Source organism: Pseudomonas glycinae, from assembly GCF_001594225.2.
GTDB classification, from domain to species: Bacteria; Pseudomonadota; Gammaproteobacteria; order Pseudomonadales; family Pseudomonadaceae; genus Aquipseudomonas; species Aquipseudomonas glycinae.
The window spans coordinates 3,072,525-3,095,273 of the sequence record NZ_CP014205.2 but is presented as its reverse complement, the minus strand read 5'-3'; the positions used below and the strand labels follow the sequence as shown (position 1 = coordinate 3,095,273).

Genomic DNA, 22,749 nt, shown 5'->3' with positions numbered 1-22,749 from the left:
TTCTCCACGAAAGGCAGGGATTATATAGACATCATTCAGGCTTCGCTCGGGATCTTGACCAGCAGCACGCCTCTCGTCGCCGCCAGTCCAAAGTTCCTCAGCACTCGTTCAAGCCTTCACGGAAGCGGATCGCCAGCCCCTTGAGGTTCTGCCGCCAGCTCTCGAGCTCTTCGCGGCTTAACTCTTCAATCACTTCTTCATCCAGATTCACCGCCTGAATCAATGGTTGCGTCACATCGCCCTTCGGCTTGTGTGGCACCCGTGGCGGCTGGAACAGCGCAGAGTGCGCGGCCAGCAATTTAGCCAGCCAGGTCTCCGGATTGCCTGCCAGCTCGATCATCTCCGCCAGCTCAGGAATGGCAATCGACTCCAGCACTTCGCGGGTCAGCAAGGCTTCCGCCCGCGACGCATTGGCTTGCGGCAGACGATAGAAGCCGGCGATTTCATGACACAGCCCCAACAACGCACCGTAGAGATGAAACAGTGCGGATTCGCGCCCGGCCTGAATCAGCGCCAGCGAGCTCATCGCCCGCCCCTCTTCGGCCCTGGCCAGCGCTTCCAGCGACAAACCCGCGAAATAGATCTTCTGATTGGTACGGGTATAGAGTTCGTGGGCCATGTCGGCACTCTCCACAACGAAATAATTGCTTCACACAGGCCGGACAGTGTCATGGATCAGCCGATCCGACCGCAAGCTTTAAACAAAAAGGCCGCATGAAAACCCTAAGGTTGTCATGCGGCCTTTTGATGTGTTGGGCCGACAGCATCAGCCCAACACAAGGTCAGAGTCAGCTCAAGCCTTGGCTTTCGCCGGACGCTTGTCCTCGACCGTCCACTTGCCACCGTCAAAGAACGCTTTCCAGCCAGTCGGCTTGCCGTCGACTTCGGTCTGAACGTATTGCTCCTTGGTCTTGCGGCTATAGCGGATCACGGCTGGCAGGCCATCCGGATCCTTCTGTGGCGCTTCGCACAGGAAGTGGTACTTCGGATCGATTTCGTCCTTGTGCGGCAGAATCTCGATCACCAGCGGAGCACGGGTCTCGCGGTTTTTCGGGAACTGGCTAGCCGCCAGGAACAGGCCGGAAGCACCGTCACGCAGAATGTAGGTGTCGTTGACCTTTTCGCATTTCAGCTCAGGCATCTTCACCGGATCCATCTTCGGCGGCGCCGCGTCACCGCTCTTCAGCAGCTTGCGGGTGTTCTTGCAGGTCGGATTGGTGCAACCGAAGAACTTGCCGAAACGGCCGGTCTTGAGCTGCATCTCGCTGCCGCACTTGTCGCATTCCAGGCTCGGACCTTCGTAGCCCTTGATGCGGTAGCTGCCCTCTTCGATCTCGTAGCCGGCGCAATCCGGGTTGTTACCGCAGATGTGCAGCTTGCGCTTCTCGTCGAGCAGGTAGGCGTCCATCGCCGTGCTGCAGATCGGGCAGCGGTGCTTGCCGCGCAGTACCAGGGATTCCGACTCACCTTCGTCGTCCGCCGCGATTTCATCGCCCGGCACCAGATTGACGGTGGCCTTGCAGCGCTCTTTCGGCGGCAGGCTGTAGCCCGAGCAGCCGAGGAACACGCCAGTCGAGGCAGTACGAATCTGCATCGGACGGCCGCAAGTGGTGCACGGAATGTCGGTCATCACCGGCTGGTTGGCACGCATGCCAGCTTCTGGGTTTTCAGCCACTTCAAGTTTTTTCTTGAAGTCGCCGTAGAACTCGTCCAGCACGTTTTTCCAGTCGCGCTCGCCCTGGGCCACGTCATCGAGGTTCTCTTCCATGCCGGCGGTGAAGCCGTAGTCCATGAGATTCGAGAAGCTTTCCGACAGACGCTCGGTAACGATGTCGCCCATCTTTTCCGAATAGAAACGACGGTTGTGCAGGGTCACGTAGCCGCGATCCTGAATGGTCGAGATGATCGCTGCGTAGGTCGAAGGACGACCGATGCCACGCTTTTCCATTTCCTTCACCAGGCTGGCTTCCGAATAACGGGCCGGCGGCTTGGTGAAGTGCTGGGACGGATCGAGCTTGATCAGCTTCATCACGTCGCCCTGCGCCATGTCGGGCAAAACATCGTCATCGCCAGGCTTGGTGATTTGCGGCAGCACGCGGGTGTAACCGTCGAACTTCAGGATGCGACCCTTGGCGCGCAGCTCGAAGTCGCCGGCAGCGACGCTGACGGTGGTCGACAGATATTGCGCCGGCAGCATTTGGCAAGCCAGGAACTGGCGCCAGATCAGCTCGTAGAGGCGCTCAGCGTCACGCTCCATGCCGGCCAGCTTGGCGGGCGTGGTGTTGGCGTCGGAAGGACGAATCGCTTCGTGAGCCTCTTGTGCGCCTTCTTTGCTGCTGTAGACGTTCGGCGATTCCGGCAGGTACTTCTTGCCGAACTCGGTTTCGATGTAATCGCGCGCCATCGCCACGGCATCAGCCGAGAGATTGGTCGAGTCGGTACGCATATAAGTGATGTAGCCGGCTTCGTACAGACGCTGTGCCATCATCATGGTCTTCTTCACACCGAAGCCCAGGCGGTTGCTCGCGGCCTGTTGCAGGGTCGAAGTGATGAACGGTGCCGACGGCTTGCTGCTGGTCGGTTTGTCTTCACGCTTGACGATGCTGTAGCTGGAGGACTTGAGCTTCTCCAGCGCAGCCGTAGCCTGCGCTTCATTCAGCGGCTTGAAGGCTTCGCCTTTCTCGCGAGCGACTTCGAAACGCACGGTCGAGCCTTTGGCGGTGCCGAGATCGGCATGCACTTCCCAGTACTCTTCCGGATTGAACGCACGAATCTCACGCTCACGCTCGACCACCAGCTTCACGGCAACCGATTGCACGCGACCGGCGGACAGGCCACGGGCGATCTTGGCCCACAGCAGCGGCGAGACCATGTAGCCCACAACGCGATCGAGGAAACGACGAGCCTGCTGAGCATTCACTCGATCGATGTCGAGTTCGCCCGGCTCCGAGAAGGCTTCCTGAATCGCCTTCTTGGTGATTTCGTTGAACACCACGCGCTTGTAGCGGCTGTCGTCACCGCCGATGGCTTCGCGCAGGTGCCAGGCAATGGCTTCCCCCTCGCGATCCAAGTCGGTTGCGAGATAGATGGTGTCAGCATCCTTGGCGAGCCGGCGCAGCTCTTCGATGACCTTTTCCTTGCCCGGAAGGATCTCGTACTTGGCTTTCCAGCCGTGTTCAGGATCGACTCCCATCCGCGAGACCAGCTGCTTGCGCGCCTTCTCTTTCGGCGACAGCGCTGGCGCTTCGCCCGCAGCAGCCTTGCCGCGCTTGGCGGCAGGCTCCTTGCTGGCGCTAGCCGAACCGCTGGTGGGCAGGTCTCGGATATGGCCGATACTCGACTTCACCACGTATTGGTTGCCCAGATACTTGTTGATGGTCTTGGCCTTAGCCGGGGATTCCACAATGACCAGCGATTTGCCCATGGATCAGAAAATTCCTGAATTCTAGAAGTGAAAGGCGGTTGGCGCCTGACGCGGCACCGCTATATATAGTGGCTACAAGGTGAGGTCAAGCGCAGGGTTTTGCGCGCACTCGCCTTACGGCTTCGAAAAAAGGCTCGGTTCGGCTTGCACCAAAGCAAAGCGTGGGACCTGCTCCCCGTCAACCTCGACGGACTCCAGGAACATGCTCAAGGGACGTACCCAAAAGCCGTAATCGCCATACAGGGCTTGGTAAAAGACCACTTCTTCTTCAGTCTCGGAATGCCGCGCGACACTGAATACGCGGTACTGCGGACCTTTGTAATGTTGGTAGAGCCCAGGTTGTATCGGCATGCTTCGGCCCTCACTCAAATTTTTTCAAAATAAAAACAAAAATAAATCCGCAAAAACAAAAACCGGGGCACTTGGCCCCGGCTTCCATCGACGAGGCGCTTAAACGCGTTCGAAGACGGTGGAGATGCCTTGGCCGAGGCCAATGCACATGGTGGCCACCCCGAAGGTGCCGCCATTCTGCTTCATCACGTTCAGCAACGTGCCGGAAATACGGGCACCGGAGCAACCGAACGGGTGACCCAGGGCGATCGCGCCGCCGTGCAGGTTAACCTTCTCATTCATCTTGTCGAGCACTTTCAGGTCTTTCAGCACTGGCAGGGCCTGTGCGGCGAACGCTTCATTGAGCTCGAAGAAGTCGATATCGTTGATACCCAGGCCGGCACGTTTCAGTGCTTTCTGAGTAGCCGGTACCGGACCATAGCCCATGATGGCCGGGTCCACACCCGCTACCGCCATCGAGCGAATCACGGCCAGAGGCTGGATACCCAGGTCCTGTGCACGCTGTGCCGACATCACGATCATGCACGAAGCACCATCGGTGATCTGCGACGAAGTACCGGCCGTCACGGTGCCGCCCTTTGGATTGAACGCCGGCTTCAGAGCCGCCAGACTTTCCAGGGTAGTTTCCGGACGAATGGTTTCGTCGTAGTCGAAGGTTTTCAGGAAACCGTTCTCGTCGTAACCCTGCATCGGGATGATTTCGTCCTTGAACTTGCCTTCCACAGTCGCCTTGTGGGCCAACTGGTGGGAACGCACGCCAAAGGCGTCCTGCTGTTCGCGAGTGATGCCGTGCATTTTGCCCAGCATTTCAGCGGTCAGGCCCATCATGCCCGAGGCTTTCGCCGCGTACAGGGACATGTGCGGGTTCGGATCGACACCGTGCATCATGCTTACGTGACCCATATGCTCGACGCCACCAACCACGAACACGTCACCGTTGCCGGTCATGATCGCTTGCGCAGCGGTGTGCAGCGCGCTCATCGACGAGCCGCACAGACGGCTGACAGTCTGGCCGGCCGAAGTGTGCGGGATCTGGGTCATCAGCGACGCCATACGCGCGATGTTCCAGCCTTGTTCCAGGGTCTGGTTCACACAGCCCCAGATCACGTCCTCGACTTCGGCAGGATCGACCTTGGTGTTGCGTTCCAGCAGTTTGCTGATCAGGTGCGCCGACATGTCTTCGGCGCGGGTGTTGCGGTGCATGCCGCCCTTGGAGCGGCCCATCGGAGTACGACCGAAGTCGACAATCACGACGTCTCTAGGATTCAAGCTCATAAGTTCACTCTCACTCTAGTTGGGGGCGCTTAACCGAAGAAGCTCTGGCCGTTCTTGGCCATTTCGCGCAGCTTCGCGGTCGGGTGGTACAGCGCGCCCAAATCAGCGTACTGGTCGGCCAGGGCAACGAACTCGGCAACACCGATCGAATCGATGTAGCGCAGCGCACCGCCACGGAATGGAGGGAAACCAATACCGTAGACCAGACCCATGTCGGCTTCGGCGGCGGTTTCGACGATGCCGTCTTCCAGGCAACGCACGGTTTCCAGGCACAGCGGGATCATCATCCAGTTGATGATGTCTTCGTCAGTGACTTCGCGCTGCTCGTAGACGATCGGCTTGAGCACTTCCAGTACCGACGGGTCGGCGACTTTCTTCTGCTTGCCTTTCTTGTCAGCCTCGTAGGCGTAGAAGCCCTTGCCGTTCTTCTGACCCAGACGTTTGGCTTCGTAAAGCACGTCGATGGCCGAACGACGGTCGTCCTTCATGCGGTCCGGGAAGCCTTCAGCCATTACGTCACGACCGTGGTGACCGGTGTCGATGCCGACCACGTCCATCAGGTATGCCGGGCCCATCGGCCAGCCGAATTTTTCCATGATCTTGTCGATACGGACGAAGTCCACACCGGCGCTGACCAGTTTGGCGAAACCGCCGAAGTACGGGAACAGGACGCGGTTGACCAGGAAGCCCGGGCAGTCGTTGACGACGATCGGGTTCTTGCCCATTTTCTTGGCGTAGGCAACGGTGGTGGCGATGGCCAGCTCGCTGGACTTCTCGCCACGAATCACTTCCACCAGCGGCATCATGTGCACCGGGTTGAAGAAGTGCATGCCGACGAAGTTTTCCGGACGCTTGAGGGCCTTGGCCAGCAGGCTGATGGAAATGGTCGAAGTGTTGGACGCGAGGATGGTGTCCTCTTTGACTTGAGCTTCGACTTCCGCCAGAACGGCTTGTTTGACCTTCGGGTTCTCGACCACGGCCTCAACGACCAGGTCGACGTGACCGAAATCGCCGTAGGACAGCGTAGGACGAATGCCGTTGAGCACTTCAGCCATCTTCGCGGCAGTCATGCGGCCTTTATCAACGCGACCGACCAGCAGCTTGGCGGCTTCCGCCAGACCTTGCTCGATGCCGTGCTCGTTGATGTCCTTCATCAGGATCGGCGTACCTTTGGAAGCCGACTGATAGGCGATACCGCCACCCATGATGCCGGCGCCCAGTACGGCAGCCTGCTTCACGTCCTTGGCGATTTCGTCGTAGGCCTTGGCCTTTTTCTTCAGTTCCTGATCGTTCAGGAACAGACCGATCAAGCTCTGCGCGGCAGAGGTCTTGGCCAGTTTCACGAAACCTGCAGCTTCGACTTCCAGCGCCTTGTCGCGACCGAAGTTCGCGGCTTTCTGGATGGTCTTGATCGCTTCGACCGGGGCCGGGTAGTTCGGACCGGCCTGGCCAGCCACGAAACCTTTGGCGGTTTCGAAAGCCATCATTTGTTCAATGGCGTTCAGCTTGAGCTTTTCCAGCTTAGGCTGACGCTTGGCCTTGTAATCGAACTCGCCGGAGACGGCGCGCTTGATCAGCTCAAGGGCGGCATCCTGCAGCTTTTCGGGAGCAACCACGGCATCGACGGCGCCGACTTTCAGCGCGTCTTCAGGACGGTTTTCCTTGCCGGCGGCAATCCACTCGATGGCGTTGTCGGCACCGATCAGACGCGGCAGACGCACGGTACCACCGAAGCCCGGGTAGATGCCCAGCTTGACTTCCGGCAGACCGATCTTGGCCTTGGTGGACATGACGCGGTAGTCCGCTGCCAGGCACATTTCCAGACCGCCACCCAGAGCAATGCCATTGATCGCGGCGACGGTCGGAACGTTGAGGTCTTCGAAATCGCTGAAGATCTTGTTGGCTTCGAGATTGCCAGCAACCAGCTCGGCATCCGGCAGCTTGAAGTTGTCGACAAATTCGGTGATGTCGGCGCCGACGATGAACACGTCCTTGCCACTGCTGACGATCACGCCCTTGATCGAAGCATCTGCCTTGATGGTGTCTACGGCCTGACGCAGCTCGTTCAGGGTAAGACGGTTGAACTTGTTGACGGACTCACCCTTGAGGTCGAATTTCAATTCGACGATGCCACTTTCAAGAGCTTTAACCGTGATGGCTTTACCTTCGTAAATCATCAACTGATCTCCACGATATGGAAGCTGAACAGTACACGTCGGACGCAGGCAAATGGCTCGGCAGGACGTTTTTTCGTCGATGCTGACACCCATCCACCCGGCACACCCGCCAACGCGATAGTCGGGATTCTGTAGGAGCAGTCTGCAATACAAACGCTCAATTCATACGCCCGTTTGATTTGGGTACGCCACCTTCACGGAATTTCCGACAATTGTCAATCGCCCTAAATACGGGTTGAAATGCGACTTTGCGGTCATTTCTGTAGGACGCAGCCCGGCCACACATGCTTGCATGTGAGGGCATTCATAAGATTAATAGTTAGAAAAGTCGCCCTAATTCACCGCAAGCCTTGTTTAACAGGCTACGCTGGCTGGACTACGAAGGAAAACAGGTGCACGTTTGCTGACCGGATCACTCCGGGTCAACGCCAAGAAGAATTTCCGGCCTGCCTGGCCAACCCCGCCCGATGAATCATGTCGGGCTTTTTATTGCGCGTCTGCCGGACGTTTCGCACCGTTGCAGCGCGAAAAGTCCGTGAGTCATGCCAGCGCTTTCAGCGTGGCATCAATTTCCAGCAAAACCGAAGCGTCACCCTTCTCGCCCCAATAGAGCGCGATCATCTGCTTGTCCGCCTCGACCTTGAAAACGTTGCCCGGCAATTTTTCGAAATGATTGAGCAGCAGCGGATCCTCACAGACTTCCTGCCACTGATTCACCCAAACCCCCGGCGATTTCTGCCAATACGCCCAGCACGCCGGCTGCTTGCCACGGCGTGGCCGATGGTATTGCGCGCACGGGTTTGGCGGCTCCTGGCTCAGCCAGTGCGGCCACTCTTGAGGCGCCAGTTGCATGGCCAGCCCGATGCGCCGGGCCTCCGTGCGCAAGGCTATCCGGCCACTCTGTGCACGGGACGGACGCAACCACGCCAGTGGGCTCAACACCACCAGCAGGATTGACACCACCAGCCAGACCGTCATATCTCTACTCCCGAATCTTGATGAGCCCATTGCGTCACTTTGGAACCAATGCGCTTGAAACCAGCCATACTTACCAATATTGATCCCTCACGAGGAGCACCTCATGCCCTACCACCATGTCCTGGTCGCCGTAGATCTGACCGAAGAGTGCGACCCTGTGATCCACCGCGCCCGAGAGCTGTCGGTGAGCAATGGCGCCAAGTTGTCACTGGTGCATATCGTCGAACCGATGGCCATGGCCTTTGGCGGTGACGTGCCGATGGATCTGTCACAACTGCAACAGCAGCAGTTCGATCAGGCCAAGGAACGTCTCGAACGCCTGAAGCACAAGTACACCGAACTCGAAGGCGCCAACTGCCACCTGACCTACGGCCAGCCACGTCAGGAAATCCACCATTTCGCCAAGGAACAGGGCTGCGACCTGATCGTGGTCGGCAGCCATGGCCGGCATGGTCTGGCGCTGTTGCTGGGCTCGACCGCCAATGACGTGCTGCACGGCGCACCTTGCGATGTGCTGGCGGTGCACCTGGTCAAACGCTGATTCCACTCTCTTATGAAAAGCTAAAAAAGCCCGACGCCCATCACTGGACGCCGGGCTTTTTCATGCCTGGAAACAATCAGGCGTCCAGCTCGGCCCAACGCTCCACCAGCGCATCCAGCTCAGCCTGCAACTGCTCCAGAGAAGCAATCACCTTGGCCGTCTCGGCCGGCGGACGCTGATAGAAGCCGGCCTCGGCCATTTCAGCCTCGACAGCAGCAATCTGCTGCTCCTTGGCATCGATGTCGCCCGGCAGCGCTTCCAGCTCGCGCTGAAGCTTGTAGCTCAGCTTCTTTTTCGCAGCCGGGGCCGCAGCAACCGGCGCGGCAACCGGAGCCGGTTCGGCAGTGACCACCGCCGAATTCAGGTCAGCCTTGCCGGATTTGCTTTCGGTCACGCCCAGCAGACGCGGCGAGCCGCCCTGACGGATCCAGTCCTGATAGCCGCCGACGTATTCGCGAACCTTGCCTTCACCTTCGAAGACCAGGGTGCTGGTAACCACGTTGTCGAGGAATGCCCGGTCGTGGCTGACCATCAGCACCGTGCCGTTGAAGGTCAGCAGCACTTCTTCGAGCAGCTCGAGGGTTTCCACGTCGAGGTCGTTGGTCGGTTCGTCGAGTACCAGCAGGTTCGCCGGCTTGCTGAACAGTTTGGCCAGCAGCAGACGCGCACGCTCGCCACCGGACAACGCCTTCACCGGCGTGCGGGCACGCTGCGGGCTGAACAGGAAGTCGCCGAGGTAGCTCAACACGTGGCGACTCTGGCCGTCGATATCGATGAAGTCGCGACCTTCGGCGACGTTGTCGATCACGGTCTTCTCCAGATCCAGCTGATGGCGCAACTGGTCGAAGTAGGCCACGTCGATCCTGGTGCCCTCTTCCACTTTGCCGCTGGTCGGTTGCAGACCGCTGAGCATCAGTTTCAGCAAAGTGGTTTTGCCGGTACCGTTGGCGCCGAGCAGGCCGATCCGGTCACCTCGTTGCAGCACCATGGAGAAATCGCGGATCAGGAACGGACCGCCCGGATGCGCGAAGCTCACGTTATCCAGCACCATCACTTGCTTGCCGGACTTCTCCGCTGTTTCCAGCTGGATGTTGGCCTTGCCGGTGCGCTCGCGACGCTCGCTGCGCTCCACACGCAATGCTTTCAGCGCACGTACGCGACCTTCGTTACGGGTGCGACGGGCCTTGATGCCTTGGCGAATCCACACTTCTTCCTGGGCCAGACGCTTGTCGAACAGCGCGTTGGCGGTTTCTTCGGCGGCCAGTGCGGCTTCTTTATGGACGAGGAAACTGGCGTAGTCGCCGTTCCAGTCGATCAGGCCGCCGCGATCCAGTTCAAGGATGCGGGTGGCGAGGTTTTGCAGGAAAGAACGGTCGTGCGTGATGAACAGCACGGCGCCCTGGAAATCCTTCAGCGCTTCTTCAAGCCAGGCAATCGCACCGATGTCCAGGTGGTTGGTTGGCTCGTCGAGCAGCAGCAGATCCGGCTCGGACACCAGCGCCTGCGCCAGCAACACGCGACGACGCCAGCCGCCGGACAGTTCGGCAAGGGTCTTGTCGGCCGGCAGTTGCAGGCGGCTCAGGGTGCTGTCGACCAGGGTCTGCAAGCGCCAGCCATCGCGGGCTTCAAGGTCGTGCTGGACATGCATCAGTTTGTCCAGATCGGCGTCGGTGACGATGTTCTGGCTCAGGTGATGGTATTCGGCGAGCAACGCCCCCACGCCGTCGAGGCCTTCGGCGACCACATCGAACACTGTCCGCTCGTCGGCCACCGGCAATTCCTGCGGCAATTCACCGATTTTCAGACCGGGGGCACGCCACACCGAGCCGTCATCAGGCTTCTGGTCGCCCTTGACCAGTTTCATCATGCTGGACTTGCCAGTGCCGTTGCGGCCGATGATGCACACCCGCTCACCACGGGCGATCTGCCAGGACACCTTGTCCAACAACGGCATCGCGCCGAATGCAAGGGACACATCGCTGAATTTGAGCAGGGTCATGAGCTTCTCCAAAAACCGGGCGCGCATTCTACCTGAATCGGGGCCCGAGCAGGCCGGCAATTTCGTCGCTGACGCACTCTGCACAACATTTGTTGCGAACTTGTGCTGCGAGGCCGGCAAAGCTTTCGCCCCTTGCTGGCAAAAGGCTAAGCTACAGGCAATTCAGTGCGGGTTTTGGGCCGGCACTTGTCATGATTTCTCTGCCCGGATGTCTCATGCGCAGTCGCCTCTTCAGTGTTTTGTCATGTTTGCTGCTTTCCGCCGCTGCCGTTCAATCCGCCCAGGCGGTGGACCTGTCCACCCAACGCCAGTATTACGATGAAGCCAAGCGCGCCCTGGCCAAGGGCGATAGCGGTCCCTATTTCCGTTACAGCCAGGCCCTCGCCGACTATCCACTGGAGCCGTACCTGGCTTACGACGAGCTGACTGCGCGGCTGAAAACCGCCAGCAACGCGGAGATCGAGAAATTCCTCGCCGAGCACGGTGACCTGCCGCAGGCCAACTGGATGAAATTGCGCTGGCTGCGCTGGCTGGCCGATCGCGGCGATTGGGCGACGTTCGTCAAGTATTACGACCCGAAACTGAATTTCACTGAACTTGACTGCCTCAACGCGCAGTACCAGATCAGCCACAACAAGAAGGCCGAGGGTTTCGCCAATGCCGATAAGCTCTGGCTGACCGGCAAATCCCAGCCTGCCGCCTGTGATGCGCTGTTCGGCATGTGGGCCGCCGAAGGTCAGTTGACCGAACAGAAACGCTGGGAACGCGCCAAACTCGCCGCCCAGCACCGTAACTATCCGCTGGCCAACAGCCTCGTCAACGGCCTGACCACCCTCGCCCCACGCGGTCGACTGTTGGTGGATGTGGCGCAAAAGCCGGAACTGCTCAACCAACCCTCGCGTTTCACGCCGGCCGATGAGCCGATGTCCGATGTGGTCAGCCTCGGCCTGCGCCGCCTCGCGCGTCAGGACCCGGACAAGGCCATGGCCCTACTCGACGGTTATGCCAACAGCATGCATTTCTCCCGGGATGAAAAAGTCGCGATCGCCCGGGAAATCGGCCTGACCCTCGCCCGCCGCTTCGACAGCCGCGCGCTGGATGTGATGACCAAGTACGATCCGGAACTGCGCGACAACACCGTGTCCGAATGGCGCCTGCGTCTGTTGTTGCGTCTGGCGCGCTGGGATGACGCCTACCAATTGACCCGTCGTTTGCCACAGGACCTGGCCACCACCAACCGCTGGCGCTACTGGCAGGCCCGCAGCCTGGAACTGGCACAACCGCAAAACCCGGAAGCGCAGACGCTGTACAAGAACCTGTCGCGGGAACGGGATTTCTACGGTTTCCTCGCCGCCGACCGCTCGCAATCGCCGTACTCGCTGAACAACAAGCCGCTGGTGCTCAGTCAGGCGCTGATCAACAAGGTGCGCAACACGCCTGGTGTGCGTCGCGCACTGGAGTTCCACGCCCGTGGGCAGATCGTCGACGGCCGCCGCGAGTGGTATCACGTCAGCCGACACTTCAGCCGCGATGAAATGGTCGCCCAGGCAAAACTGGCCTACGACCTGAAATGGTATTTCCCGGCCATCCGCACCATCAGTCAGGCGCAGTACTGGGACGATCTGGACATTCGGTTCCCGATGGCCCATCGCGACACTCTGGTGCGCGAAGCCAAGGTCCGCGGCCTGCATTCGAGCTGGGTATTCGCCATTACCCGCCAGGAAAGTGCATTCATGGACGACGCCCGCTCCGGTGTCGGCGCCAGCGGCCTGATGCAACTGATGCCGGGCACCGCCAAGGAAACCGCACGCAAGTTCAGCATTCCACTGGCCTCGCCACAGCAGGTGCTGGATCCGGACAAAAACATCCAGCTCGGCGCCGCTTATCTCAGCCAGGTGCACAGCCAGTTCAACGGCAACCGCGTGCTCGCCTCCGCCGCCTACAACGCCGGCCCCGGCCGCGTGCGCCAGTGGCTGCGTGGCGCCGACCATCTGAGCTTCGACGTGTGGGTGGAAAGCATCCCGTTCGACGAAACCCGCCAGTACGTACAGAACGTGCTGTCCTACTCGGTGATCTACGGCCAGAAACTCAACTCGCCACAGCCGCTGGTGGATTGGCATGAGCGGTATTTCGACGATCAGTGATCGGGGCGCGTATCGCCGATAGATCGACGTAAACAAAAATGCCCGCATCGAGAGATGCGGGCATTTTTTATGGCGTTCTACAGGGTCGGTTACTTAGTCGGTTACTTGGTCGGTTGAAACCTGATGACCATCACTGAACTGCAACGCCGCCAACCGCGCATACAGCGGATTGCTGGCGATCAACTCCTGATGCGTGCCGATCGCCACCAGTTTGCCCTGATCCATCACCGCGATCCGGTCGGCGTTTTTCACCGTGGCCAAACGGTGGGCGATGACCAGCGTGGTGCGGTTTTGCATCAGGCTCGGCAACGCTTGCTGGATCAGGTGTTCGCTTTGGGCATCGAGGGCGCTGGTGGCTTCGTCGAGCAGCAGGATCGGCGCGTCGACCAGCAGCGCCCGGGCAATGGCCAGGCGCTGGCGCTGTCCGCCTGACAGGCCGAGGCCGCCATCGCCCAGGTGGGTCTGGTAACCGTCGGGCATCTGTTCGATGAAGTCGTGGGCGTGGGCGATTCTGGCGGCCTCACGGACTTGCTCAAGGGTCGCCGACGGGCAGCCATAACGGATGTTCTCTTCGACACTGCCGAAGAACAGTGCCGGGGTTTGCGAGACCAGCGCGAAGCAGCGACGCAGGTCCAGCGGATCGAGGCTCGTCAGCGGTACGCCATCGATCAGAATCCGCCCATCCCGGGGATCGTAGAAACGCAGCAGCAAGTCATACACCGTGGACTTGCCCGCGCCGGACGGTCCGACGAGCGCGAGGGTTTCGCCGGCGTTGATCGTCAGACTCAAGCCATCGACGGCGAGGCTTTCGGGACGCGAAGGGTAGGAAAAACGCACATCCTGCAATTCCAGCTCGCCTTTGACTCGTTCCGGCAGCGTCACCAATCCCGTGGTCGGTGGCTGAATGATGTTCTCCGACCGCAGCAATTCGGCAATGCGCTCGGCGGCGCCGGCCGCTCGCTGCAACTCGCCAATCACTTCGCTCAACGTGCCAAACGCACTGCCGACGATCAGGCTGTAGAACACGAACGCCGCCAGTTCACCGGCAGAAATCCGCCCCGCGATCACGTCCATTCCGCCGACCCACAACATCACCGCGACGGCGCCGAGCACCAGCACGATCACCAGCGTGATCAGCCAGGCCCGCTGGAAAATCCGTTTGCGCGCAGTCTCGAACGCCTGCTCGACGGTACTGGCGAAACGCTGTTCGTCCTGCACCTGATGGTTGTAGGCCTGTACGGTCTTGATCTGGCCGAGGGTTTCCGAGACGTAGCTGCCGATGTCGGCGATCCGGTCCTGACTCAGCCGGGAGAGGTTACGCACGCGGCGGCCGAAAATCAGGATCGGCGCAATCACCAGCGGCAGTGCGATCACCACGATGCTGGTGAGCTTTGGGTTGGTGATGAACAGCAGCACCACACCGCCAATGACCATCAGCAGATTACGCAGGAACAGCGACAGCGACGAGCCGATCACCGATTGCAGCAGCGTGGTATCAGCCGTCAGCCTCGACTGGATTTCCGAGCTGCGGTTGTCCTCGTAAAACCCGGGATGCAGGTACACCAGATGGTTGAACACCTGCCGGCGGATATCCGCCACCACGCGCTCACCGATCCAGGACACTAGATAAAACCGCGCAAAGGTGCCGACCGCCAGACCGAACACCAACAACATGAACAGGCCGATGGATTGATTGAGCAAGTGCGGCGATTGAGTCATGAAGCCTTGGTCGACCAGCAGCTTGATGCCCTGCCCCATCGACAGGGTGATGCCCGCCGTGACGATCAGCGCCAGCAGTGCGCCGAAGGCCGGCCAGCGATAGGGAGCAAGGAAATGACTGGTCAGGCGCAAGGCCCGGCGGTGGCGCGAGGAAAGCATCGGGATCATTCAGATTCACGTCGTGTGCGGGTGGATAGGGCCAGCCTACAGACTCAAATGGGGTGGAACTCTGTAAATCACAATGAGTCAGGTTAAATATGACCGGCTCGACTACCCTCTAGATGCTATTGGTCTAAGGTCCGGGTTGAGACAGACGGTCATTTCTGTTTGAGTGGAGATGCCGTTCCGGATCGACCGCAGGGAGTTGTCACAGCCTGGTCACCTGACGGTTTTAATCTAGGTACACAACCTGATGAGGAGACAGGCCATGTCCTTGCAACACAGCAGCGATGACAAGATTGAAGTGATCCGCACCAAGCCCGGCCAACCTCTGGGTTGCTCGATCATCGACGAAAACGGGCGTGAAATTGAGATCACTGAAGACATGATCCAGGACGCTTGCCGCGAACTGGAACAGCGATTGGTCAAGCCTGCCGAACAAAAGTGATATCGCCACCGTCTTCCTGACCCGGCCCCTGCAGGCCGGGTTTTTTCTGCCCGCTGTTTATACAGCCACAGCCCCCAGCGCGGTCACGATCTGGCGCAGGGCCGGCGAATCACCGTCGATCCGCACCTTCAAACCTTCGATCTCGCGTCGCGACGGATACTGTTTACGCAGTAGATCAAACGCGGCACGTTGCTCACCGACGCTGCCCAGCAGCGTGCGACGGAAATCCGCGTCATCCCGGCGCGGGTCGTACACGCCACGGCACAACATCGCCAGCGCCCAGGCCGGATCGCTGTCGGCATGCAGGGAAACTTCCGACAACCATGGTGCCGGCAGCAGATCACCGAGCTGAATGCTGGCGGGCTCACCGATAAAGTCGCAGTAAGCCTGATAGATCTGCGCCGTGCCGCGCTGCTTGCCGTCGAGGCTGTAACCGGCGATGTGCGGCGTAGCCAACACGCAGAGCTCGGCCAGAGAAACATCGACTTGCGGCTCGGCCTCCCAGACATCGAGCACTGCTTGCAGGTCTTCACGCTCCAGCAGCACTTCGCGCAACGCGGCGTTATCCACCACCGGACCGCGAGCCGCGTTGATCAACCAGGCGCCGGGCTTGAGCTGCTGCAAACGCTGCTCGTCGAACAAATGCCAGGTCGCGTCATCGCCGTGGCGGGTCAACGGGGTATGCAGACTGATCACGTCGCACTGCGCGATGATCTGCTCCAGGCTGACATAGTCGCCGCCCTCGGCCGCCTGACGCGGCGGGTCACAGACTTTCACGTTCCAGCCCAGGCCTTTGAGCACCTTGATCAGGCGACCGCCGACTTCACCGGCGCCGATCACACCGTAAGTACGTTCACGCAAATCGACGCCTTCGATTTCGGCCAGGGTCATCAGACTGCCAAGCACATAATCGACCACGCCCCGGGCATTGCAGCCGGGCGCGCTGGACCAGGTGATGCCGGCCTCGCTGAAGTAATCGAGATCCAGATGATCGGTGCCGATGGTGCAGGTGCCGACGAAACGCACCTTGCTGCCTTCGAGCAATGCGCGATTGACGTTGGTCACCGAGCGCACCAGCAATACATCGGCCTGTTCGACCGTGGCTCGGTCGATGGAGCGGCCAGGCACCCGGCGGATCTCGCCGAAACCGGCAAAAAAGGCATCGAGCAGCGGGATATTTTCGTCGGCAACAATCAGCATGGCGAGGCTCCTTGGGCGGATCGGCAGTGTAGGCGCTGGGGCTGCGATGAGCCAGCAGGCTGTGATTTCTTGATGAGGCGCGGCGATTACAAATCCGCAACAGAGGATTTTTCCTGACCGTTACGTCAGCGGCGTAGAATGCCCGGCCTTGCGCATCAACCCCTGTGGACGCTTTGCCTGTGAATTCCGTGACTGACCGCCCTGCTGCCGTTTCCCTCAACCGCCCTGCCCGGGTTCGCCTGGAGCTGAAGAATCTGCTCGGCCTGGCCCTGCCGATCATGATCGCGCAACTGGCGACCACCGCCATGGGCTTCGTCGATGCGGTAATGGCCGGGCGCGTCGGGCCCAAGGATCTGGCGGCTGTGGCGCTGGGCAACTCGATCTGGGTGCCGGTGTTCCTGCTGATGACCGGCACTTTGCTGGCGACCACGCCTAAAGTCGCCCAGCGCTTCGGCGCCGGCACCCACAGCGAGATCGGCCCGATCGTGCGTCAGGCCTTGTGGCTGGCACTGGTGGTGGGCTTGATGGCTACCACCATGCTGTTCAGCGCCGAACCGATCCTGCACCTGATGAAGGTCGATCCGGAACTGATCGGCCCGTGCATGCAGTACCTGCACGGCATCGCCAGCGGTCTGCCGGCTGTGGCCTTCTACCATGTGCTGCGCTGCACCAGTGACGGCCTCGGTCGCACCCGGCCGGCGATGGTATTGGGCCTGTGCGGCCTGGCGCTGAACATCCCGCTCAACTACGTATTCATTTATGGCCACTTCGGCGTGCCGGCCATGGGCGGCGTCGGCTGCGGCTGGGCCACGGCGATCGTGATGTGGGTGATGGCGCTGGGCCTGGCCGGTTATGAGCGCTGGGCCCCGGCCTACAAGTCTAGCGAACTGTTCAGCCGTTTCGACTGGCCGCAATGGGCGGTGATCAAGCGTTTGCTGGCCATCGGTCTGCCGATCGGCGTTGCAGTGTTTGCCGAGTCGAGCATTTTCGCGGTGATCGCGCTGCTGATCGGCAGCCTCGGCGCCACGGTGGTGGCCGGGCACCAGATCGCGCTGAACGTCAGCTCCCTGGTGTTCATGATTCCGTACTCGCTGGGCATGGCCGTGACCGTGCGGGTCGGTCAGGCCCTGGGCCGTGAAGAACCCCGTGAAGCGCGATTCGCCGCGGGTGTCGGCATGGGCACCGCGCTGGCTTACGCCTGCCTGTCGGCGAGCATGATGCTGCTGATGCGCGAACACATTGCGGCGATCTATACCTCTGACCCGATGGTGATTCACATCGCGGCGATGCTGATCGTGTACTCGGCGCTGTTCCAGTTTTCCGACGCGATTCAGGTTACTGCCGCCGGTGCGTTGCGCGGATATCAGGATACTCGCGTGACGATGATCCTGACCCTGTTCGCCTATTGGGGCATCGGCCTGCCGGTAGGTTACGCCCTCGGCCTGACCGACTGGCTCGGCGAACCACGCGGCCCGAGCGGCTTGTGGGAAGGCCTGATCGTCGGCCTCAGCTGTGCGGCGCTGATGCTGTCGATCCGCCTGACGCGCAGCGCACGCAAACGCATTCGCATCAGTCGCTCGATGGGCTGACCGGCCATAAAAAAAAGACCTGCATTTGCAGGTCTTTTTTTGCCTTTCGATCAACCGGACTTCTTGCGGATCCAGTACAGATAGGTTCCGGCCTCTTCGTGCTGCCCCACCAGTTCATGGTCGAGAAACACGCAGAACTTGGGGATGTCGCGGCGGGTCGACGGGTCGGTGGCGATTACCTTGAGCAGGCCGCCAGGCACCAGGTCACGGATGTGCTGGTGCAGCATCATCACCGGCTCCGGGCAGTTGAGGCCCGTGGCGTCGAGGGTGCCGTCGACCGGCGTATCAATCATTTCACTCATGATTCACTCCTGAAACTGGCCGGCATTGTCACCCAATGCCGGGTGTTCGGTCACCTGTCGTGCGCTCAGCGGGCTTTGGCTTTCTTCACGTCATGGCGGCGCAAATGGCAGGTCACTTCCTCGCGGTCGTGGTACAGCTGCTTGCAGCCGATGTCGACCTTGATCCCACGGGCCTTGAAACCGTCGGCGATGCGTTCGAGCAAACGCTTCACTTCGGCGTAACGCTGCTTCATCGGCAACTTCAGGTTGACCACCGCTTCCCGGCAATGACCCTCGCCGATCCACTCTTCGAGCATCGCGGCGTTGCGCGCCGGTTTCTCGACGATGTCGCAGACCATCCAATCCACCGGTTGCTTCGGTTTGAAAGTGAAACCGTCAGCCATCAAGTGCTGCACCAGACCGGTGTCCATCAGGCTTTCGGCCATCGGACCGTTGTCGATGGCAGTCACCAGCATGCCGCGATTGACTAGCTGCCAAGTCCAACCGCCCGGCGCCGCGCCGAGGTCGACGCCGGTCATGTCGCTGTGCAGGCGATCTTCCCACTGATCGCGGGGGATGAAGTGGTGCCAGGCCTCTTCCAGCTTCAGGGTCGAACGGCTCGGCGCCTCGCGTGGGAACTTCAGGCGCGGAATGCCCATCGGCCACATCGCCGAGTTACCGGCGTCCGCCAGACCGAGGAACACCTCACGACCGCTCTTGAAGGTCAGCAGCAGACGCGGCTTGCTGGTGTCCTCCACCAGTTTGCCGGCGCCGGTCAGGGCCTTGCGCAGCGGGCCTTCGAACTTCTTGCAGAAGTTCGACAGCTCCTTGCCGTCGTTGGTGTCGACGACTTCCAGCCACAGGCTGCCACAGACCGGGAATTCAGCCATGTGCGCGAGGATCACGCTGATACGGTCGTTTTCCGGCAGATCGATGAAAAACCCGCGCGCCCACTGGCGCGGAAAAATCAGCTCGGCGAAACGCTGGCCGCGCATCAGGCGTTCGGCGCCGTCTTCTTCGGTGCAGACAAACTCGGCGCAAGCGGTGGCCGGTTTGGCCTTGGCGTAGCCGGCCACATTCAGTCGGGCGGCGAGGTCGGAAATCTCCGAGCAGACTTCGCCTTCGAAGCCTGGCCGGCAATGCATGAATAGGGTGTTCATTCTTACTCCTGGGCAGAGGGCGATCATTCATCCCCTGCGCGATGCCCAGACCTGCGTTGAAGCAAAGCCTGTCACGAAAACCGGCGCATGATAGCCCATGTCGGAACCTTGGACTTGCCCATAGAGTCCAGTTATTAGCCAGCTACTGAAAACAGGGCTACGTTGATAGCTCTGCCCGTCCCCTCAGTCCGTAGCCGTGCGGACTCAAAGGAGTGATCGTAATGCCGTCCCTCGATAGTCTGAATTCACTGAAAACCCTGAAAGTCGATGACAAGACTTACCACTATTTCAGCCTGCCGGATGCCGCCAAGACCTTGGGCGATCTCGACAGGTTGCCGATGTCGCTGAAAGTCCTGCTGGAAAACCTGCTGCGTTGGGAAGATGAAAAAACCGTCACCGGCGCCGACCTCAAGGCCATTGTCGCGTGGCTCAAGGAGCGTCGCTCCGACCGGGAAATCCAGTACCGCCCTGCCCGCGTGCTGATGCAGGACTTTACCGGCGTACCGGCCGTGGTCGATCTGGCGGCGATGCGCGCCGCCATGGCCAAGGCCGGCGGTGATCCGCAGCGAATCAACCCGCTGTCGCCGGTGGATCTGGTGATCGACCACTCGGTGATGGTCGACAAATTCGCCAGCGCCAGCGCCTTCGAACAGAACGTCGACATCGAAATGCAGCGCAACGGCGAACGCTATGCCTTCCTGCGCTGGGGCCAGAGCGCCTTCGACAACTTCAGTGTGGTGCCGCCAGGTACCGGAATCTGCCATCAGGTCAACCTCGAATACCTCGGCCGCACCGTGTGGACCAAGGACGAAGACGGCCGCACCTATGCCTTCCCCGACACGCTGGTCGGCACCGACTCCCACACCACTATGATCAACGGCCTCGGCGTACTTGGCTGGGGCGTGGGCGGGATCGAGGCGGAAGCCGCGATGCTCGGGCAACCGGTGTCGATGCTGATTCCGGAAGTGATCGGCTTCAAACTCACCGGCAAGCTCAAGGAAGGGATTACCGCCACCGACCTGGTGTTGACCGTGACCCAGATGCTGCGCAAGAAAGGCGTGGTCGGCAAATTCGTCGAGTTCTATGGCGACGGCCTCGCCGACCTGCCGCTGGCCGACCGCGCGACCATCGCCAACATGGCTCCGGAATATGGCGCGACCTGCGGCTTCTTCCCGGTGGATGACGTGACGCTGGATTACCTGCGCCTGTCCGGCCGTCCGCCGGAAGTGGTGAAGCTGGTCGAGGCCTACACCAAGGCTCAGGGACTGTGGCGCCTGCCCGGTCAGGAACCGGTGTTCACCGACAGTCTGGCGCTGGACATGGGCAGCGTCGAAGCCAGCCTCGCCGGGCCGAAACGCCCGCAGGACCGCGTCTCGCTGCCGAATGTCGGCCAGGCGTTCAGTGACTTCCTCGACTTGCAGTTCAAACCCACCAGCAAGGAAGAAGGACGCCTGGAGAGCGAGGGCGGCGGCGGTGTCGCCGTGGGCAATGCCGATCTGGTCGGCGAAACGGATTACGAGTACGACGGCCACACCTATCGCCTGAAAAACGGTGCCGTGGTGATTGCCGCGATCACCTCCTGCACCAACACTTCCAACCCGAGCGTGATGATGGCCGCCGGCCTGCTGGCGAAAAAAGCCGTGGAAAAAGGCCTGACCCGCAAACCGTGGGTGAAGAGCTCGCTGGCTCCGGGTTCGAAAGTCGTCACCGATTACTACAAAGCCGCCGGGTTGACGCAATACCTCGATCAGCTCGGTTTTTCGCTGGTCGGCTATGGCTGCACCACTTGTATCGGCAACTCCGGGCCGCTGCCGGAACCGATCGAAAAAGCCATCCAGAAAGCCGACCTGACCGTGGCTTCGGTGCTGTCCGGTAACCGCAACTTCGAGGGCCGGGTGCATCCGCTGGTGAAAACCAACTGGCTGGCCTCGCCACCGCTGGTCGTCGCTTACGCCCTGGCCGGCACTGTGCGCACCGACATCAGCAGCGAACCGCTGGGTAACGACCAACAGGGTAACCCGGTGTACCTGCGCGACATCTGGCCGAGCAGCAAGGAAATCGCCGACGCGGTAAATCAGGTCAACACGGCGATGTTCCACAAGGAATACGCCGAGGTGTTTGCCGGTGACGAACAGTGGCAAGCCATCGAAGTCCCGCAAGCCGCGACCTACGTCTGGCAAGCGGATTCGACCTACATCCAGCATCCGCCGTTCTTCGATGACATTGCCGGGCCTTTGCCGGTGATCGCCGATGTGAAAGGTGCTCGAGTGCTGGCGCTATTAGGCGATTCGGTGACCACCGACCACATCTCCCCTGCCGGCAACATCAAGGCCGACAGCCCGGCCGGACGTTACTTGCGCGAGCAAGGCGTCGAGCCACGGGACTTCAACTCCTACGGTTCACGCCGGGGCAACCACGAAGTGATGATGCGCGGCACGTTTGCCAACATCCGTATCCGCAACGAAATGCTCGGCGGCGAGGAAGGCGGCAACACGATCTACATTCCGACCGGCGAGAAACTGGCGATCTACGACGCGGCCATGCGTTATCAGGCCTCTGGAACCCCGCTGGTGGTGATTGCCGGGCAAGAATACGGCACCGGCTCCAGCCGAGACTGGGCGGCGAAGGGCACCAATCTGCTGGGCGTGAAAGCGGTGATCGCTGAAAGCTTCGAGCGCATCCACCGTTCCAACCTGGTGGGCATGGGCGTGCTGCCGTTGCAGTTCAAGCTGGATCAGAACCGCAAGAGCCTGAACCTCACCGGCAAGGAAACCCTGGACATCCAGGGCCTGAGCGGTGTCGAGCTGACGCCACGGATGAACCTGACCCTGGTCATCACTCGTGAAGACGGACGGCAGGAGAAAATCGAAGTGCTGTGCCGCATCGACACCTTGAACGAGGTGGAGTACTTCAAGTCCGGCGGGATTCTGCATTACGTGTTGCGCCAGTTGATCGCCTCGTAAACCTGCAGATGCAGAAACACCGCCGGATCGGCGGTGTTTCTGTTTGAACGTGACACTTTTCTGCGAGCGAAAAAAAACCCGCCGAAGCGGGTTTTTCCCAAGACCATTATCGACTCCCTGTCGGCAGCGATCCTTGCTAATGGTCGATCATCCGTGATCCTGAAACACTCCCTGTGCTTCAGTTGATGAGGCTAGATTACGCTCTGGATCCAATCGGCAATAGTCGAAAAAGCTACCAGCACGTGTAAGACATTCGCCATAGCAGGCCTTCCGAAAACCCTTAGACATGTCAGGCATCAAGCGCAAAAGCCGCCAGTTGCGCGACTTTCAGCCACGGACTG

The 22,749-nt window shown here is 60.4% G+C and carries 16 protein-coding genes; 5 read left to right on the top strand and 11 right to left on the bottom strand.

All coding sequences use genetic code 11. The features are described 5' to 3' along the window. Positions 1 to 97 precede the first annotated feature (97 nt). From AWU82_RS13920 to AWU82_RS13895, 6 genes are all read right to left on the bottom strand, one after another. A complete protein-coding gene (locus AWU82_RS13920) occupies positions 98 to 619 on the bottom strand; it encodes a DUF6586 family protein (RefSeq protein WP_064381105.1) in 522 nt (173 codons plus the stop codon). Between the two features lie 174 nt (positions 620 to 793). Next, on the bottom strand, positions 794 to 3,424 hold the full coding sequence (topA, locus tag AWU82_RS13915; RefSeq protein WP_007953057.1) for a type I DNA topoisomerase: 2,631 nt from the start codon (positions 3,422 to 3,424) through the stop codon (positions 794 to 796). A gap of 114 nt (positions 3,425 to 3,538) precedes the next feature. Continuing rightward, positions 3,539 to 3,775, bottom strand: a complete 237-nt coding sequence (locus AWU82_RS13910) for a DUF1653 domain-containing protein (protein ID WP_007953059.1) — start codon at positions 3,773 to 3,775, stop codon at positions 3,539 to 3,541. 99 nt (positions 3,776 to 3,874) lie between these two features. Next, entirely contained in the window at positions 3,875 to 5,050 is a 1,176-nt protein-coding gene (gene fadA / locus AWU82_RS13905) for an acetyl-CoA C-acyltransferase FadA (protein ID WP_007953060.1), read from the bottom strand. Between the two features lie 29 nt (positions 5,051 to 5,079). Then, positions 5,080 to 7,227 (bottom strand): fatty acid oxidation complex subunit alpha FadB, encoded by a 2,148-nt coding sequence (fadB, locus tag AWU82_RS13900; RefSeq protein ID WP_064381107.1) that lies wholly within the window; start codon positions 7,225 to 7,227, stop codon positions 5,080 to 5,082. Positions 7,228 to 7,767: 540 nt separating this feature from the next. Next, positions 7,768 to 8,205 carry a hypothetical protein gene (locus AWU82_RS13895; protein WP_064381109.1) on the bottom strand — a complete coding sequence of 146 codons (438 nt, stop codon included), beginning with the start codon at positions 8,203 to 8,205 and terminating at the stop codon, positions 7,768 to 7,770. A gap of 103 nt (positions 8,206 to 8,308) precedes the next feature. Between AWU82_RS13895 and AWU82_RS13890 the strand changes: the two genes are divergently transcribed. Continuing rightward, a complete protein-coding gene (locus tag AWU82_RS13890; protein ID WP_064381112.1) occupies positions 8,309 to 8,746 on the top strand; it encodes a universal stress protein in 438 nt (145 codons plus the stop codon). A 76-nt stretch (positions 8,747 to 8,822) separates the two neighbouring features. Here AWU82_RS13890 and AWU82_RS13885 read toward each other — a convergent pair whose 3' ends face one another. After that, positions 8,823 to 10,745: an ATP-binding cassette domain-containing protein gene (locus tag AWU82_RS13885; RefSeq protein ID WP_064381114.1), complete on the bottom strand. Its 1,923-nt coding sequence runs from the start codon at positions 10,743 to 10,745 to the stop codon at positions 8,823 to 8,825. A gap of 215 nt (positions 10,746 to 10,960) precedes the next feature. Here AWU82_RS13885 and AWU82_RS13880 point away from each other — a divergent pair, with 215 nt between their 5' ends. Beyond that, on the top strand, positions 10,961 to 12,889 hold the full coding sequence (locus AWU82_RS13880; RefSeq protein ID WP_064381117.1) for a transglycosylase SLT domain-containing protein: 1,929 nt from the start codon (positions 10,961 to 10,963) through the stop codon (positions 12,887 to 12,889). A gap of 93 nt (positions 12,890 to 12,982) precedes the next feature. Here AWU82_RS13880 and AWU82_RS13875 read toward each other — a convergent pair whose 3' ends face one another. Continuing rightward, positions 12,983 to 14,776: an ABC transporter transmembrane domain-containing protein gene (locus AWU82_RS13875; protein WP_190241583.1), complete on the bottom strand. Its 1,794-nt coding sequence runs from the start codon at positions 14,774 to 14,776 to the stop codon at positions 12,983 to 12,985. Positions 14,777 to 15,035: 259 nt separating this feature from the next. On the opposite strand from AWU82_RS13875, the gene AWU82_RS13870 reads away from it, so the two are divergent. Continuing rightward, on the top strand, positions 15,036 to 15,215 hold the full coding sequence (locus AWU82_RS13870; RefSeq protein ID WP_039772803.1) for a PA1571 family protein: 180 nt from the start codon (positions 15,036 to 15,038) through the stop codon (positions 15,213 to 15,215). A gap of 57 nt (positions 15,216 to 15,272) precedes the next feature. Here AWU82_RS13870 and pdxB read toward each other — a convergent pair whose 3' ends face one another. Then, a complete protein-coding gene (gene pdxB / locus AWU82_RS13865) occupies positions 15,273 to 16,415 on the bottom strand; it encodes a 4-phosphoerythronate dehydrogenase PdxB (protein WP_064381119.1) in 1,143 nt (380 codons plus the stop codon). 179 nt (positions 16,416 to 16,594) lie between these two features. Between pdxB and AWU82_RS13860 the strand changes: the two genes are divergently transcribed. Further along, positions 16,595 to 18,004: an MATE family efflux transporter gene (locus AWU82_RS13860; RefSeq protein ID WP_041475594.1), complete on the top strand. Its 1,410-nt coding sequence runs from the start codon at positions 16,595 to 16,597 to the stop codon at positions 18,002 to 18,004. A gap of 50 nt (positions 18,005 to 18,054) precedes the next feature. Here the strand turns inward: AWU82_RS13860 and tusA are convergent, their stop codons facing one another. Both tusA and rlmM read right to left on the bottom strand, forming a co-directional pair. Continuing rightward, positions 18,055 to 18,306 (bottom strand): sulfurtransferase TusA, encoded by a 252-nt coding sequence (gene tusA / locus AWU82_RS13855; RefSeq protein ID WP_007953079.1) that lies wholly within the window; start codon positions 18,304 to 18,306, stop codon positions 18,055 to 18,057. Between the two features lie 65 nt (positions 18,307 to 18,371). After that, positions 18,372 to 19,445, bottom strand: coding sequence for a 23S rRNA (cytidine(2498)-2'-O)-methyltransferase RlmM (rlmM, locus tag AWU82_RS13850; protein ID WP_064381121.1), 1,074 nt, complete (start codon positions 19,443 to 19,445; stop codon positions 18,372 to 18,374). A gap of 221 nt (positions 19,446 to 19,666) precedes the next feature. On the opposite strand from rlmM, the gene acnA reads away from it, so the two are divergent. Further along, positions 19,667 to 22,408, top strand: coding sequence for an aconitate hydratase AcnA (acnA, locus tag AWU82_RS13845; protein WP_064381123.1), 2,742 nt, complete (start codon positions 19,667 to 19,669; stop codon positions 22,406 to 22,408). Positions 22,409 to 22,749 lie beyond the last annotated feature (341 nt).

What these genes read in the sequence shown, in the direction of transcription:
- AWU82_RS13920 (WP_064381105.1), bottom strand. Translation starts at nt 619, where the DNA reads ATGGCCCACGAACTCTATACCCGTACCAATCAGAAGATCTATTTCGCG.
- topA (WP_007953057.1), bottom strand. Translation starts at nt 3,424, where the DNA reads ATGGGCAAATCGCTGGTCATTGTGGAATCCCCGGCTAAGGCCAAGACC.
- AWU82_RS13910 (WP_007953059.1), bottom strand. Translation starts at nt 3,775, where the DNA reads ATGCCGATACAACCTGGGCTCTACCAACATTACAAAGGTCCGCAGTAC.
- fadA (WP_007953060.1), bottom strand. Translation starts at nt 5,050, where the DNA reads ATGAGCTTGAATCCTAGAGACGTCGTGATTGTCGACTTCGGTCGTACT.
- fadB (WP_064381107.1), bottom strand. Translation starts at nt 7,227, where the DNA reads ATGATTTACGAAGGTAAAGCCATCACGGTTAAAGCTCTTGAAAGTGGC.
- AWU82_RS13895 (WP_064381109.1), bottom strand. Translation starts at nt 8,205, where the DNA reads ATGACGGTCTGGCTGGTGGTGTCAATCCTGCTGGTGGTGTTGAGCCCA.
- AWU82_RS13890 (WP_064381112.1), top strand. Translation starts at nt 8,309, where the DNA reads ATGCCCTACCACCATGTCCTGGTCGCCGTAGATCTGACCGAAGAGTGC.
- AWU82_RS13885 (WP_064381114.1), bottom strand. Translation starts at nt 10,745, where the DNA reads ATGACCCTGCTCAAATTCAGCGATGTGTCCCTTGCATTCGGCGCGATG.
- AWU82_RS13880 (WP_064381117.1), top strand. Translation starts at nt 10,961, where the DNA reads ATGCGCAGTCGCCTCTTCAGTGTTTTGTCATGTTTGCTGCTTTCCGCC.
- AWU82_RS13875 (WP_190241583.1), bottom strand. Translation starts at nt 14,776, where the DNA reads ATGATCCCGATGCTTTCCTCGCGCCACCGCCGGGCCTTGCGCCTGACC.
- AWU82_RS13870 (WP_039772803.1), top strand. Translation starts at nt 15,036, where the DNA reads ATGTCCTTGCAACACAGCAGCGATGACAAGATTGAAGTGATCCGCACC.
- pdxB (WP_064381119.1), bottom strand. Translation starts at nt 16,415, where the DNA reads ATGCTGATTGTTGCCGACGAAAATATCCCGCTGCTCGATGCCTTTTTT.
- tusA (WP_007953079.1), bottom strand. Translation starts at nt 18,306, where the DNA reads ATGAGTGAAATGATTGATACGCCGGTCGACGGCACCCTCGACGCCACG.
- rlmM (WP_064381121.1), bottom strand. Translation starts at nt 19,445, where the DNA reads ATGAACACCCTATTCATGCATTGCCGGCCAGGCTTCGAAGGCGAAGTC.
- acnA (WP_064381123.1), top strand. Translation starts at nt 19,667, where the DNA reads ATGCCGTCCCTCGATAGTCTGAATTCACTGAAAACCCTGAAAGTCGAT.